This window comes from Streptomyces sp. NPDC091279, assembly GCF_044757465.1.
Classification (GTDB): Bacteria; Actinomycetota; Actinomycetes; order Streptomycetales; family Streptomycetaceae; genus Streptomyces.
Genome location: NZ_JBIVVA010000005.1, coordinates 620,441 through 634,823, shown reverse-complemented (window position 1 = coordinate 634,823; position 14,383 = coordinate 620,441). Strand labels below are relative to the sequence as shown.

Below are 14,383 nucleotides of genomic sequence, written 5' to 3'. Positions count from 1 at the left end.
TTCGAGGGGCGGGGGACACAGGTGGCAGGCGTGCCACGGGGGAGGAATCGGAAGCCCTGCTTCCACACTCTCCGCCGGTACGGCGTCGGCCGCACGCGACCGCCTCACCCCGCGATCACCGCCCCGCACCCGCGGCGCTCCGACCAGCAGCACACCCACCAGGACCGGCGAACCACGTGAGCTCCTCTTCCTCCACCAAGCGCCTGACGCACCCCCCGGTGCGCCAGGGGAACCGTGGCGCTTACCGACTGGTGCGTACCCCGCCGGCCCGGCCCGACCCCCCTCGTCTGGACGCACCCCAGCGCTCCGTGGTTGACCACACCACCGGCCCCCTGCTCGTCCTCGCCGGCCCCGGCACCGGCAAGACCACCACCCTCGTCGAGTCCGTGGCCGCCCGCATCGCCCGCGGCGGCGACCCGGAACGCGTCCTGGTGCTGACGTTCAGCCGCAAGGCCGCCGTCGAACTGCGCGACCGCATGGCACTGCGCATCGGGACGGCCCGCGCGCCCCGCGCCACCACCTTCCACTCGTTCTGCTACGCCCTGGTCCGCGCCCAGCAGGACAACGACCGCTTCGCCGAGCCGCTGCGGCTGCTGTCCGGACCCGAGCAGGACGTGGCCGTGCGCGACCTGCTCGCCGGCCAGACCGACCTGGAACGGCGCGGCCTCGCGCACGTGCGCTGGCCGGACGACCTGCGCGCCTGCCTGACCACCCGTGGCTTCGCCGACGAGGTCCGCGCGGTCCTCGCCCGCAGCCGCGAACTGGGCCTGGGTCCGGGCGCCCTGGACGCCTTCGCCCGCCGCATCGGCCGCCCCGACTGGCGCGCGGCGGCCGCCTTCCTCGCCGAGTATCTCGACGTGCTCGATCTGCAAGGCGTGCTCGACTACGCCGAACTCGTCCACCGCGCGGTGCTCCTCGCCGGCCGCCCCGAGACCGCCCAGCAACTCGCCGCGCAGTACGACGCCGTCTACGTCGACGAGTACCAGGACACCGACCCGGCCCAGGTACGACTGTTGCGCGCCCTCGCGGGCGGCGGGCGCACCCTGGTCGCGTTCGGCGACCCCGACCAGTCGATCTACACGTTCCGGGGCGCCGACGTGAACGGCATCCTGGAGTTCCCGGACGCCTTCCCGCGCGCGGACGGACGCCCCGCGCCCGTCCAGGTGCTGCGCACCTCCCGCCGTTCCGGCGCCGACCTGCTCGCCAAGACGCGGCTGCTCACCCAGCGCATGCCGCTCACCCGGCTCCCGGCGGAAAAGGTACGCGCCCATCGCGAACTCACCCCGGTGCGCGACGGAGGCCACGTCGACGTCCACACGTATCCGACGTCCGGCGCGGAACTCGACAACATCGCCGACATCCTCCGCCGGGCCCACCTGGAGGACGGCGTCCCCTGGCGCGAGATGGCCGTCCTGGTGCGCGCCGGCTCCCGCACCCTCCCGATGCTCCGCCGCGCCCTCACGGCCGCCGGGGTCCCCCTGGACATCGACGGCGACGACCTCCCCCTGCGCCACGAACCAGCGGTGGCCCCCCTGCTGACGGCCCTCCGGGTGGTGGCGGAGGCGGCCGGGCGCGGCGACCACGGCGAACGCCCCCCTTCGGAGAAGGACGCCGAGAGGATCGAGGAGGAGGCAGCGGCGGCGTGGCGTGAGGAGCCTTCCGACGACGCACCCGCGCGGGATGACGAGAACCAGAACGCACCCGCGCGGGACGGCGACAGCCAGAACGCACCCGCGCGGGACGACGACAGCCAGAACGCATCCGCGCGGGACGACGGCGCCTCCGTCGCCCCTCGTTGGCTCGACACCGAGACCGCTCTCGCTCTGCTCGCCTCTCCGCTCGCCGGTATGGACACCGCCGATCTGCGGCGCCTCGGGCGGGCGTTGCGGGACGAGGAGCGCGCCGCGGGCAACCCGCTGCCCCGGCCGTCCGACGAACTGCTCGCGCGGGCGCTGGCGGAGCCCGAGCGGCTCGTCGCGCACGACCCCGCGTACGCGCGCGGTGCCCAGCGCCTGGGCGCGCTGCTCGGCAAGGCCCGGGAACGACTCGCGGGCGGCGGCTCCGCCGAAGAGGCGCTGTGGGACCTGTGGCAGGGCACCCCGTGGCCCACCCGCCTGGAGCGCTCCGCCCGGCGCGGCGGGGCCGCCGGACGCAACGCCGACCGCGATCTCGACGCCGTGTGCGCGCTGTTCGCGACGGCCGCGCGCGCGGAGGAACGCACCGGAGGCCGGGGCGCCCTGAGCTTCCTGGCGGAGATCGACGCCGAGGACATCGCCGCCGACACCCTCACCCGGCGTGCCGTGCGCCCCGACGCCGTCCGCCTGATGACCGCGCACCGCTCCAAGGGCCTGGAATGGCGCCTGGTCGTCGTCGCCGGGGTGCAAGAAGGGCTCTGGCCCGACCTGCGCCGCCGCGGCTCCCTCCTGGAGGCCGACCGCATCGGCCGCGACGGACTCGCCGAACCGCTCACCCCGGGCGCCCTGCTCGCCGAGGAGCGCCGCCTGTTCTACGTGGCCGCCACGCGCGCGCGAGAGCGTCTCGTCGTCACCGCGGTGAAGGCCCCCGCCGACGACGGCGACCAGCCCTCCCGCTTCCTGACCGAACTCGGCGTCGTACCCCAGGACATCACCGGCCGCCCCCGCCGCCCCCTGTCCGTCGCCGCGCTCGTCGCCGAACTGCGCGCCACCACCGTCGACCCGCAGGCGTCCAAGGCGCTGCGGGAGGCCGCCGCGCACCGGCTGGCGCGGCTCGCCGCCCTCGCCGACGAGGACGGCCGCCCGCTGGTGCCGGCCGCGCACCCGTACCGCTGGTGGGGCATGGACGACCCGACCGAGAGCAAGGTCCCGCTGCGCGACCGCGACCAGCCCGTCGTGCTCTCCGGAAGCGCCCTCGACCAGCTCGCCAACACCTGCGCCCTCCAGTGGTTCCTGGGCCGCGAGGTGAAGGCCGACGCGCCCGCGACCACCGCCCAGGGCTTCGGCAACGTCGTGCACGTCCTCGCCGACGAGGTCGCCTCCGGGCACACCCCGGCCGACCTCGCCGTCCTCATGGAGCGCCTCGACTCCGTGTGGAACGCGCTCGCCTTCGACGCGCCCTGGAAGTCCGAGCAGGAGAAGAGCAACGCGCGCGTGGCGCTCGAACGCTTCCTGAAGTGGCACGTCATGGACCGGGCCGGCCGCACCCCGGTGGCCAGCGAGCACGACTTCGACGTCACCCTCGCGGCGGGCGACTACGAGGTACGCATCCGCGGCTCCATGGACCGCGTCGAGGCCGACACCGACGGCCGCGCCTACGTCGTCGACTTCAAGACCGGCAAACAGGCGCCCACCTCCCGCGAGGTGACCCGCCACCCCCAACTCGCCGTCTACCAGCTGGCCGTCCGCGAGGGCGCCGTCGACGACGCGTTCGACGGCGCACGCCCCGAGCCCGGCGGCGCCGAACTGGTGCAGCTGCGCCAGGGCGCCGCCCAGCGCGCAGGCGGCGACACCCTGCCCAAGGTGCAGGCCCAGGAGCCGCTGGAGGGCGAATGGGTCGGCGACCTGCTGGCCGGAGCCGCCGGGAAGGTCCTCGACGAACGGTTCACGCCGAGCGCCGGACAGCACTGCACGCACTGCGCGTTCCGGGCCTCCTGCACCGCCAGGCCCGAAGGACGCCACATCGTCGAGTGACCGGGGTGAGCCACCACACCCACCGCTGCTGACCTGCGCTTGTGCCCGCCCGGCAGGCCTTCGCGCCCCGACTGTCAGTGGCCGCCGCTAGCCTCTGTGACGTGCCCTCCCGTATCTCTGACCCCGACCAGCTCAAAGAGCTGCTCGGCATCCCGTTCACCCCGGAGCAGACGGCCTGCATCACCGCGCCGCCCGCCCCGCAGGTGATCGTTGCCGGAGCCGGTTCCGGCAAGACGACGGTGATGGCGGCACGCGTGGTGTGGCTGGTCGGCACCGGCCAGGTCGCCCCCGAACAGGTCCTCGGCCTCACCTTCACCAACAAGGCCGCGGGTGAACTCGCCGAGCGCGTCCGCAAGGCGCTCGTCAGGGCCGGCGTCACCGACCCGGACATCATCGACCCCGACAACCCGCCGGGCGAGCCGGTGATCTCGACGTACCACTCCTTCGCGGGCCGCCTGCTGACCGACCACGGGCTGCGCATCGGCCTGGAGCCGACCTCCCGGCTGCTCGCCGACGCGACCCGTTTCCAGCTCGCCGCGCGCGTGCTGCGCGAAGCGCCCGGCTCCTACCCGGCGCTCACCCGCTCCTTCGCCGACCTGGTCGGTGATCTGCTCGCCCTCGACGCCGAACTCTCCGAGCACCTCGTACGCCCCGAGGAACTGCGCGCCCACGACGCCGGGCTGCTGCACACCCTGGAGGGCGCCAAGCTCACCAACGCCGACCTGCGCAAGATCCCCGAGGCCGCCGCCGCCCGCCGTGAACTCGCCGCCCTGGTGGCCCGTTACCGGTCCGCCAAACGCGACCGTGACCTCCTCGACTTCGGGGACCAGATCGCCCTGTCCGCACAGCTCGCGCGCATCCCCGAGGTGGGCCGCGCCCTGCGCGACGAGTTCCGGGTCGTCCTCCTTGACGAGTACCAGGACACCTCCGTCGCCCAACGCATCCTGCTGGCCGGGCTGTTCGGCGACGGCACCGGCCACCCCGTCACCGCCGTCGGTGACCCCTGCCAGGCCATCTACGGCTGGCGCGGCGCCTCCGTCGCCAACCTCGACGACTTCCCCGAACACTTCGCCCACCCCGACGGACGCCCGGCGACCCGCCAGTCCCTCAGCGAGAACCGCCGCAGCGGCGGCCGCCTCCTCGACCTCGCCAACGGCCTCGCTGAGCCGCTGCGCGCCCTGCACGCGGGCGTGGAGGCGCTCCGGCCGGCCCCGGGCGCCGAGCGCGACGGCCTGGTGCGGTGTGCGCTGCTGCCCACCCACGCCGAGGAGCTGGACTGGCTCGCTGACTCCGTCGCCCACCTGGTGAACACCGGGACGGCACCCGGCGAGATCGCCGTCCTGTGCCGCACGGCGACCGACTTCGCCGAGATCCAGGCCGCCCTCGTCGCTCGGGACGTCCCCGTCGAGGTGGTCGGCCTCTCCGGGCTGCTGCACCTGCCCGAGATCGCCGACCTCGTCGCCGTCTGCGAGGTGCTCCAAGACCCCGGGGCCAACGCCGCCCTGGTCCGCCTGCTGACCGGCCCGCGCTGGCGCATCGGTCCCCGCGACCTCGCCCTCCTGGGCCGCCGCGCCCGGTATCTCGTCGCCCACGCGCGCGTGGACGCCGGTGACGACCGGGACCGTCGGCTCGCCCAGGCCGTCGAGGGGGTCGACCCCGCCGAGGTGATATCGCTCGCGGACGCCCTGGACACCTTCCTGGAGCTGCCCCTCGACACCGGGCACGAGGACGACACGCTGCCCTTCTCGCCCCAGGCACGCGTACGCTTCGCGCGCCTCGCCGCCGAACTGCGCGACCTGCGCCGTTCGCTCGCCGACCCGCTGATGGACGTTCTGCACCGCGTCCTCGCCGTCACCGGCCTGGAGGTGGAACTGTCGGCGTCCCCGCACGCGCTGGCCGCCCGGCGCCGCGAGACCCTCTCCAACTTCCTGGACATCGCCGCCTCCTTCGCCGCAGGCGACGGCGAGGCCACACTGCTCGCCTTCCTGGGCTTCCTGCGCACCGCCGCCCAGTACGAGAAGGGCCTCGACAACGCCCTCCCGGGCGGCGAGAACACCGTGAAGGTGCTCACCGCCCACCGTTCCAAGGGCCTGGAGTGGGACGTCGTCGCCGTGCCCGGCCTGGTCACCGGCACCTTCCCCAGCACCCAGGGGCGGGAGAAGTGGACGGCCCAGGGCAAGGTCCTGCCGCACGCCCTGCGCGGCGACGCCGACACGCTGCCCGACCTCGCCGCCTGGGACGCGCGCGGCCTGAAGGCGTTCCAGGAGGCCATGAAGGACCACCAGCACACCGAGGAACTCCGCCTCGGCTACGTCACCTTCACCCGCCCCCGCTCCCTGCTCCTCGGCTCCGGCCACTGGTGGGGCCCGCATCAGAAGAAGCCCCGCGGCCCGTCCGACTTCCTCCGGGCCCTGCACGACCATTGCGCGGCCGGACACGGCGAGATCGAGGCCTGGGCGGACCAGCCCGCCGAAGGCGACGAGAACCCCGTCCTGCACCGCGCGGACGCCGACCAGGTGTGGCCGCTGCCCCTGGACGCGACGGCCCTCGCCCACCGCAGGGAGGCCGCGGCCACCGTTCTCCAGCACCTGGAGGCCCTCGCCGCCGCCGACGGCCAGGACGGTCACGGCGAGGCCGGTGGCCACGGGCACCTGGTGGCCACACACGACCCGGACAGCCACGACGACCCCGACTGGCCCCCGCCTGTCGACGACGAGGCCCCCGAGGACGAGCCGTACCCCGATGAGGACGCGGACGCGGCCGACTGGGACTCCTGGCCGACCGACCGCCCCACCGTCCCGCACCAAGCGGCATCCCCCGCGCACGCACGCGTGCAGACCGAGGACCACGCGCACCCGCACCAGGCGCCGCCTCCCGCGCACGCACGCGTGCAGACCGAGGACCACACGCACCCGCACCAGGCGCCGCCCCCCACGCACGCACCCGCGCACGCCGATGCCCACGCGCACCTCACCCCCGAGGAAGCCCGTGCCATCGCCTCCTGGGACCGGGACCTCGACGCCCTCACCGGCGAGCTGCTGCGCGCAAGGGAAGCCGTCACCGAGGTCCCCCTGCCCGCCTCGCTCACCGTCTCCCAGGTGCTGCGCCTGGCCGCCGACCCCGACGGATTCGCGCAGGAACTCGCCCGCCCCATGCCCCGCCCCCCGCAGCCCGCAGCCCGTCGCGGCACCCGCTTCCACGCCTGGGTCGAGTCCCGCTTCGAAGAGCTGACCCTGCCCCTGCTGGAACCCGACGAGCTGCCCGGCGCCGACGCCGACATCGCCGACGAACACGACCTGGACACCCTCAAGGACGCCTTCGAGCGCACCGAGTACGCCCACCGCACCCCCCACCGCGTCGAGGCCCCCTTCCAGGTCGCCATCGCCGGACGCGTCGTGCGGGGCCGCATCGACGCCGTCTACAAGAAAGAGGACGACGGCGACGGGGCGGCCTACGAGATCGTCGACTGGAAGACGGCCAGGACCCACAGCGCCGATCCGCTCCAGCTCGCCCTGTACCGGCTCGCCTGGGCCGAGCAGCAGGGCGTCCCGGTGGAGTCGGTCGACGCCGCGTTCGTCTACGTGCGCGGCGGCGAGGTCGTCAGGCCCCGAGCCCTGCCCGGGCGGGCCGAACTGGAAAGGTTGCTCCTCGAAGAAGCCAAGAGTGACGAACCGCCCACCGACGATGTCAGTGGGGGCGGATAGGCTCGTGACCATGAGCCAGACCCCGGACAGCGCCGTCCGCGCGTACATCGAGCAGCACCGCGCCGCCTTCCTCGACGACCTCGCCGAGTGGCTGCGCATCCCGTCGGTGTCGGCCCAGCCCGACCACGCGCCCGATGTCCGCCGCAGCGCCGACTGGCTCGCCGCCGCCCTCCGGGACACCGGCTTCCCGACCGTCGAGGTCTGGGAGACCCCGGGCGCCCCCGCCGTCTACGCCTCCTGGCCCGCCGCCGACCCCGACGCGCCCACCGTTCTCGTCTACGGCCACCACGACGTCCAGCCCGCCGCCCGCGAGGACGGCTGGAGCAGCGACCCCTTCGAACCCGTCGTCCGGGACGGTCGCCTCTACGCGCGCGGGGCGGCCGACGACAAGGGGCAGGTGTTCTTCCACACACTCGGCGTCCGCACCCACCTCGCCACCACCGGCGCCACCGCCCCCGCCGTCCACCTGAAGCTGCTGATCGAGGGCGAGGAGGAGTCCGGCTCCCCGCACTTCCGGGCGCTCGTCGAGGACCGTGCCGAACGGCTCACCGCCGACGCCGTGATCGTCTCCGACACCGGCATGTGGTCCGAGGACACCCCCACCGTCTGCACCGGCATGCGCGGCCTCGCGGAGTGCGAGATCACCCTGCACGGCCCCGACCAGGACATCCACTCCGGATCGTTCGGCGGCGCCGTCCCCAACCCGGCCACCGAGGTCGCCCGCCTGGTCGCCGCCCTGCACGACGACCACGCGCGCGTGGCGATCCCCGGCTTCTACGACGGCGTCGTCGAACTCACCGACCGGGAACGCGAACTCTTCGCCGAGCTGCCCTTCGACGAGCAGCGGTGGCTGCGCACGGCCAAGTCCCACGCCGCCCGCGGCGAGGCCGGACACACCACCCTGGAGCGCGTCTGGGCCCGCCCGACCGCCGAGGTCAACGGCATCGGAGGCGGCTACCAGGGCCCCGGCAGCAAAACGATCATCCCGTCCTCGGCGATGGCGAAGCTCTCCTTCCGCCTGGTCGCGGGCCAGGACCCCGACCACATCGAGAAGGCCGTCCGCGCCTGGGCCGCCGAACGGCTCCCGGAGGGCATCCGGCACGAGATCACGTTCGGCCCCGCCACGCGCCCGTGCCTGACCCCGCTCGACCACCCCGCCCTGCGATCCGTGGCCCGCGCGATGGGCCGCGCCTTCGAGGCACCGGTCCGCTTCACGCGCGAGGGCGGCTCCGGGCCCGCCGCCGACCTCCAGGAAGTCCTGGGGGCACCCGTGCTCTTCCTGGGCATCTCCGTCCCCTCCGACGGCTGGCACGCACCCGACGAGAAAGTCGAACTGGATCTGCTCCTCAAAGGCGTCGAGACCACCGCGTACCTCTGGGGCGACCTCGCGGACACCTGGCGTCATGCGCCCTGAGCAGCGGTCCCGCACCGTCCGCGACGGCACCGGCGCGCAGGCACACTGGAGGAACCGCCCCGCACCGTCCCGCCGGACCCGGACCCGGTCGCCGCCCGCCCCACCGCCCGCCGAACCGCCCGCCGCACCACATCGTTCCCCCGGGGGAGTTGGAAGCACCCGTGACCACCTGGACCGACCACACCGCCGACCGCCCCATCTCGCTCACCGCCCCGAGCGGCATCGACCGTGCCGCGCACCACCGCCTCGACGAGGCCTGGCTCGCGGCGGCATGGAGCCACCCCACCACTCGCTGCTTCGTGGTCTCCGGCGCCCAGGTCCTCATCGACGAGACCCCGGACGGCCGGACCGAACTCGTCATGACGCCCTCCTTCGAAGCGCCCCTCACCGAGGCGCACCGCTACTTCCTGGGCACCGACGAGGACGGCGTCAGCTACTTCGCCCTCCAGAAGGACTCCCTGCCAGGACGCATCGACCAGTCGGCGCGCCCCGCCGGTCTGCGCGAGGCCGGTCTGCTGCTGTCACCGCGCGACGCGGGCCTCATGGTGCACGCGGTCGGCCTGGAGAACTGGCAGCGCACCCACCGCTTCTGCTCCCGCTGCGGCGAGCGCACCGTCATCGCCGCGGCCGGCCACATCCGCCGTTGCTCCGCCTGTGGTGCCGAGCACTACCCGCGCACCGACCCTGCGGTGATCATGGCGGTCACCGACGACGAGGACCGCATCCTGCTCGGCCGGCAGGTGCACTGGCCCGAGGGCCGCTTCTCCACGCTCGCCGGTTTCGTCGAGCCCGGCGAGTCCATCGAGCAGGCGGTGCGCCGCGAGGTCTTCGAGGAGGCCGGGATCATCGTCGGCCCCCAGGTCGAGTACGTCGCCAGCCAGCCCTGGCCGTTCCCGTCCAGCCTGATGCTCGGCTTCATGGCCCGCGCCACCTCGACGGAGATCAACGTCGACGGGGACGAGATCCACGAGGCCCGCTGGTTCTCCCGCGACGAACTGACCGCCGCCTTCGACGCCGGTGACGTGCTGCCGCCCTACGGCATCTCCATCGCCGCCCGTCTGATCGAACTCTGGTACGGCAAGCCCCTGCCGACGAGAAGCGTCTGACAGGGGCACGCCCCCCCGGGAGGGCGGCGTCAGTAGGTCGACACGAAGCACATGGCGACGGCACAGCCGCCGAGGACCAGGAGCTGCGACACACCCGACACCCACCGGCGGAAGACCAGGAACGGACCGGCGATCACGGCCGTGCCGACGGTGAGGAGGCGGACGAAGTCCCACTTCGCGGCCGTCCGCGTGGCCGGGTCGGGATGCTGCATGCCGGTGTGGAAACCGACGTCCCACATGCCCGACCCGTAGAGCACGAAGAGCACGGGCAGTACGAAGAGCTCGCCCACGAACAGGACGGTCGCCATCACGTGGTCGCCGGTCCGGGACGGTCGAACGGTGTCGTTCATGCCGGGTACGACTCGCCACGGCACGCGCGCGGTTGCACCCGAGCGCCCCGGAAACGGCGCGGCCCCCTGCGGTGACTCGACCGGAGGGGGCGCGGCGTGGCGGCGGGTCAGACCGCGAGGGCCTGCTTCACCTGGGCGAGGCTCGGGTTCGTCATGACGACCTCGGAGCCGCCCTGGGAGGGCACCACCCGAACCGTCGGGACCGTCTGGTTGCCGCCGTTCGCCTTCTCCACGAACGCGGCGGACTCCGGGTCGTGCTCGATGTTGATCTCGTCGTACGCGATGCCCTCGCGGTCCATCTGGCTCTTGAGCCGGCGGCAGTAGCCGCACCACGTGGTGCTGTACATCGTCACAGTGCCCGGCATGTCTCTCGCGCTCCTCGGCATCGGGAATGGGTTCTCGCGTCCAGAGAACGTACGCCGCACCCCCACCATTCCCTCGCACGGGCCCCCTGCGAGAGTGACACGCACCGCACCGCCGGACGCCTGCTCTCTGCGGACGCCGACCGCACCAGGGCGTCCGCAGCATTAGTACGACCGCGAGGGGGTGCCTGTGGACAACCCGACGCATCCGTCACCGGCGACCTGGCAGCATGGCCGTGTGACAGCAGCAACACACTCCTCGCTCTTCCCGCAGGTACCGGACTCGGCCGACGCGGTGCTCGACGGGCTCGACCCCGAGCAGCGCGAGGTCGCCACCACCCTGCACGGTCCGGTGTGCGTGCTCGCGGGCGCCGGGACCGGCAAGACCCGGGCGATCACCCACCGGATCGCCTACGGAGTGCACGCGGGCATCCTCCAGCCCTCCAGCGTGCTCGCCGTCACCTTCACCGCCCGCGCCGCCGGGGAGATGCGCGGCCGGCTGCGCCAGCTCGGCGCCGCCGGTGTCCAGGCCCGCACCTTCCACTCGGCCGCCCTGCGCCAGCTCCAGTACTTCTGGCCCAAGGCGATCGGCGGCGCCATGCCCCGGCTCGTCGACCGCAAGGCCCAGCTCGTCGTGGACGCCGCCGCGGCCTGCCGCATCCGCCTCGACCGCGGTGAGCTGCGGGACGTCACCGGCGAGATCGAGTGGTGCAAGGTCACCCAGACCGTCCCCGCCGACTACGGTCCCGCCGCCGCCAAGGCCGGCCGTGAGGCCCCCCGCGACCCGGCCGAGATCGCCCAGATCTACACCGTCTACGAGGACCTCAAGCGGGACCGAGGCGTCATCGACTTCGAGGACGTCCTGCTGCTCACCGTCGCCGTCCTCCAGGACCGGCACGACGTCGCCGAGCAGGTCCGCTCCCAGTACCAGCACTTCGTGGTCGACGAGTACCAGGACGTCAGCCCCCTCCAGCAGCGCCTGCTGGAGCTGTGGCTCGGCGAGCGGGACAACCTCTGCGTGGTCGGCGACGCCAGCCAGACCATCTACTCGTTCACCGGCGCCACCCCCGACCACCTCCTCGACTTCCGCACCCGCCACCCCGGGGCCACCGTCGTCAAGCTGGTCCGCGACTACCGCTCCACCCCCCAGGTCGTCCACCTCGCCAACGGCCTCCTCGCCCAGGCCCGCGGTCGCGCCGCCGACCACCGCCTGGAGCTGGTCTCCCAGCGCACAGCGGGCCCCGAGCCCGGCTACACCGAGTTCCCGGACGAACCCGCCGAGGCCGAGGGCGCCGCCCGCCGCATCCGCGAACTGATCGACGCGGGCGTCCCGGCCAGCGAGATCGCGATCCTGTTCCGCACCAACTCCCAGTCCGAGACCTACGAACAGGCCCTCGCCGACGCCGGCGTCTCCTACCAACTGCGCGGCGCCGAGCGGTTCTTCGACCGGCCCGAGGTGCGCAAGGCGGGCGTCGCCCTGCGCGGCGCGGCCCGCTTCGGTGGCAACGACTCCCTGCTGGACGAGGTCGTCGACCTCCCCTCCCAGGTGCGGGCGGTGCTGTCCGGCGAGGGCTGGACGACGCAGCCACCGGCCGGCTCCGGCGCCGCGCGGGAACGCTGGGAGTCGCTGGCCGCGCTGGTCAACCTGGCGCACGACTTCGCCGCCGCCAAGCCCGGCGCCACCCTGGGAGACCTCGTCGCGGAGCTGGACGAGCGGGCCGGAGCCCAGCACGCCCCGACCGTGCAGGGCGTCACCCTGGCCTCCCTGCACGCGGCCAAGGGCCTGGAGTGGGACGTCGTCTTCCTGGTCGGCGTCGCCGAGGGCATGATGCCGATCACCTACGCGAAGACCGACGAACAGGTCGAGGAGGAACGGCGACTCCTCTACGTCGGCGTCACCCGCGCCCGGGAACGCCTGTACGTCTCCTGGGCACTGTCCCGCGCCCCCGGCGGCCGCGCCCACCGCAGACCCAGCCGCTTCCTCGACGGACTGCGCCCCGGATCGACCGGCGCCACCGGACGGGCCGCGACCGGCGGTACCGGAGGCGTCGAGCGGGGCTTCACCAGCAGGGCGGAGGCGGCGCCCCGGCGCGTGCAGCGCTCCCCGGCCCGTTGCCGGGTCTGCGGGCGCACCCTCACCGACGCCGGTGAGATGAAGCTGATGCGCTGCGAGGACTGCCCGTCCGACATGGACGAGGGACTGTACGAGCGGCTGCGCGCCTGGCGTGCCGTGCAGGCACAGCGCAGCGGGCAGCCGGCGTTCTGCGTGTTCACCGACAAGACGCTCATGGCGATCGCCGAGGCGGTGCCCGACGGCGACGGCGAGCTGGCCCGCATCCCCGGGGTCGGCGTCCGCAAGCTCAACCGCTACGGAGTCGACGTCCTCGCCATCTGCGCAGGCCAGGACGTTGCGGAAGCCGAGCGGGACGCGTGAGGGAAACTCGTCGAAAAAATAGTTTGCGCACGCCCCGGCCGTCCCCATAGGTTCTTTCCCACGGGGACGGAGGCCTTCTCGAAGGCCCCGATTCCGTGGTCTACTTACATACCCGTTGGCTGGTTCATCCCAGCCCCTTGAGACGCCGAGAGGAGGCGAGTCCAGTGATCAGCATTACGAAGAGCACCGTCAAACTGACCGATCGCTCGGTCCTCGCTTCTGTGTGCGTTCTCGGCTCCTCCCGCAACGGCACCGGTCTGTCCGGCATCGGTGTCGCCCTGCCGGTCTCCTCCCTGTCTCTCACGGGACTTCCCGTCCGTGAGCGCAATGAGCGACCGACCAAGGCACTGGAAGCAGTAGCGGCACAGGCACGGGCCTATGCCTTTACGGCGGCCGGTGCCGGAAGCCGGAAGCAGACGACGCAGCATCACCAGATGTGGGCCTTCCGTGGGCCAGATCCCTGGAGTGAACCAGCCTGATCTTTTGATCAGGTCGGCGCCTTCAGGGCCGCGGAACCCCATCCGGGAACCGCGGCCCTTTTGTTTGTCCCGAACCGGGACGACAGCACGAAGGAGCCTCGGGCCAGAGCACCACTCGGTACCAGCCGCCAACCGGTCGACCCGACCGGCACGACCAGACGAGGAAGACGCACCGTGCAACTCGACACGCACGCCCCGTCCGTACCGCCTTCCGAAACGATTCCGCCGCCCGGCTCCACGGAGGACCCCACCTTGACCCCGCTCACCGCGCTCACCGCGTTGGACGACGCCATCGAGAACCTCGGCGTGCCCGTTCCCTGCCGTTCCTACGACCCGGAGGTCTTCTTCGCCGAGTCCCCGGCCGACGTCGAGTACGCCAAGTCCCTCTGCCGCACCTGCCCGCTCGTCGAGGCCTGCCTCGCCGGCGCCAAGGAGCGGCGTGAGCCCTGGGGTGTCTGGGGCGGCGAACTGTTCGTCCAGGGTGTCGTCGTCGCCCGGAAGCGGCCGCGTGGCCGCCCGCGCAAGAACCCGGTCACGGCATGAACACCCCAGGAACGATCGACCGTCCCTTCACGCACGACCCCACGAAGCAGGCCCCGATGAAGCCGTCCGCCAACGAGCCCACCGGCTCGGCGATCGAAGACTTTCCCACCACCGGCGCGACCGGTGAACGTCAGAACAGGACCCGCGAGATGCAACTCATCCCAGAAGCCCTGGCTCGTGCGCATATGCACGACCGCATGCAGGAGGCGCAACAGGAGCGCCGGGCCGCGAGCCTGGTGGCCGCGCGCCGGATGCAGCGCCGGGCCGAGCGCGCCTCGATGCGCGCCCGCCGGGCGCTCGCCCTCGCCGTGATGCAGTAGGCG

At 73.2% G+C, this 14,383-nt stretch carries 10 protein-coding genes; 8 read left to right on the top strand and 2 right to left on the bottom strand.

Annotated features, from left to right (window positions below; genetic code table 11):
• The first annotated feature begins 176 nt into the window (after positions 1-176).
• The 4 genes from ACIQOU_RS16155 to nudC all read left to right on the top strand — a co-directional run bounded on the left by ACIQOU_RS16155 (position 177) and on the right by nudC (position 9,892).
• The gene (locus tag ACIQOU_RS16155) at positions 177-3,668 is read left to right on the top strand and encodes an ATP-dependent helicase (protein WP_401537329.1); all 3,492 of its coding nucleotides are present in this window, start codon (positions 177-179) and stop codon (positions 3,666-3,668) included.
• 101 nt (positions 3,669-3,769) lie between these two features.
• Positions 3,770-7,372 (top strand): UvrD-helicase domain-containing protein, encoded by a 3,603-nt coding sequence (locus ACIQOU_RS16150; RefSeq protein WP_401537328.1) that lies wholly within the window; start codon positions 3,770-3,772, stop codon positions 7,370-7,372.
• A 10-nt stretch (positions 7,373-7,382) separates the two neighbouring features.
• Positions 7,383-8,786: a dipeptidase gene (locus tag ACIQOU_RS16145; protein ID WP_401537327.1), complete on the top strand. Its 1,404-nt coding sequence runs from the start codon at positions 7,383-7,385 to the stop codon at positions 8,784-8,786.
• A gap of 161 nt (positions 8,787-8,947) precedes the next feature.
• Positions 8,948-9,892 (top strand): NAD(+) diphosphatase, encoded by a 945-nt coding sequence (gene nudC / locus ACIQOU_RS16140; RefSeq protein ID WP_401537326.1) that lies wholly within the window; start codon positions 8,948-8,950, stop codon positions 9,890-9,892.
• A 29-nt stretch (positions 9,893-9,921) separates the two neighbouring features.
• Here nudC and ACIQOU_RS16135 read toward each other — a convergent pair whose 3' ends face one another.
• Together ACIQOU_RS16135 and ACIQOU_RS16130 are read right to left on the bottom strand one after the other, a co-directional pair.
• Complete coding sequence (locus tag ACIQOU_RS16135) at positions 9,922-10,242, bottom strand: hypothetical protein (RefSeq protein WP_401537325.1); 321 nt, start codon at positions 10,240-10,242, stop codon at positions 9,922-9,924.
• 107 nt (positions 10,243-10,349) lie between these two features.
• Positions 10,350-10,607 carry a mycoredoxin gene (locus tag ACIQOU_RS16130; RefSeq protein ID WP_401537324.1) on the bottom strand — a complete coding sequence of 86 codons (258 nt, stop codon included), beginning with the start codon at positions 10,605-10,607 and terminating at the stop codon, positions 10,350-10,352.
• A gap of 235 nt (positions 10,608-10,842) precedes the next feature.
• Between ACIQOU_RS16130 and ACIQOU_RS16125 the strand changes: the two genes are divergently transcribed.
• The 4 genes from ACIQOU_RS16125 (at position 10,843) to ACIQOU_RS16110 (ending at position 14,380) form a co-directional block, all read left to right on the top strand.
• Positions 10,843-13,038, top strand: a complete 2,196-nt coding sequence (locus ACIQOU_RS16125) for an ATP-dependent DNA helicase UvrD2 (RefSeq protein ID WP_401537323.1) — start codon at positions 10,843-10,845, stop codon at positions 13,036-13,038.
• Between the two features lie 164 nt (positions 13,039-13,202).
• The gene (locus tag ACIQOU_RS16120) at positions 13,203-13,517 is read left to right on the top strand and encodes a hypothetical protein (protein WP_401537322.1); all 315 of its coding nucleotides are present in this window, start codon (positions 13,203-13,205) and stop codon (positions 13,515-13,517) included.
• 174 nt (positions 13,518-13,691) lie between these two features.
• Complete coding sequence (locus ACIQOU_RS16115; RefSeq protein WP_401537321.1) at positions 13,692-14,060, top strand: WhiB family transcriptional regulator; 369 nt, start codon at positions 13,692-13,694, stop codon at positions 14,058-14,060.
• The gene (locus tag ACIQOU_RS16110) at positions 14,057-14,380 is read left to right on the top strand and encodes a hypothetical protein (protein ID WP_401537320.1); all 324 of its coding nucleotides are present in this window, start codon (positions 14,057-14,059) and stop codon (positions 14,378-14,380) included. Before ACIQOU_RS16115 ends, ACIQOU_RS16110 begins: the two co-directional genes overlap by 4 nt.
• The last annotated feature ends 3 nt before the right edge of the window (positions 14,381-14,383 follow it).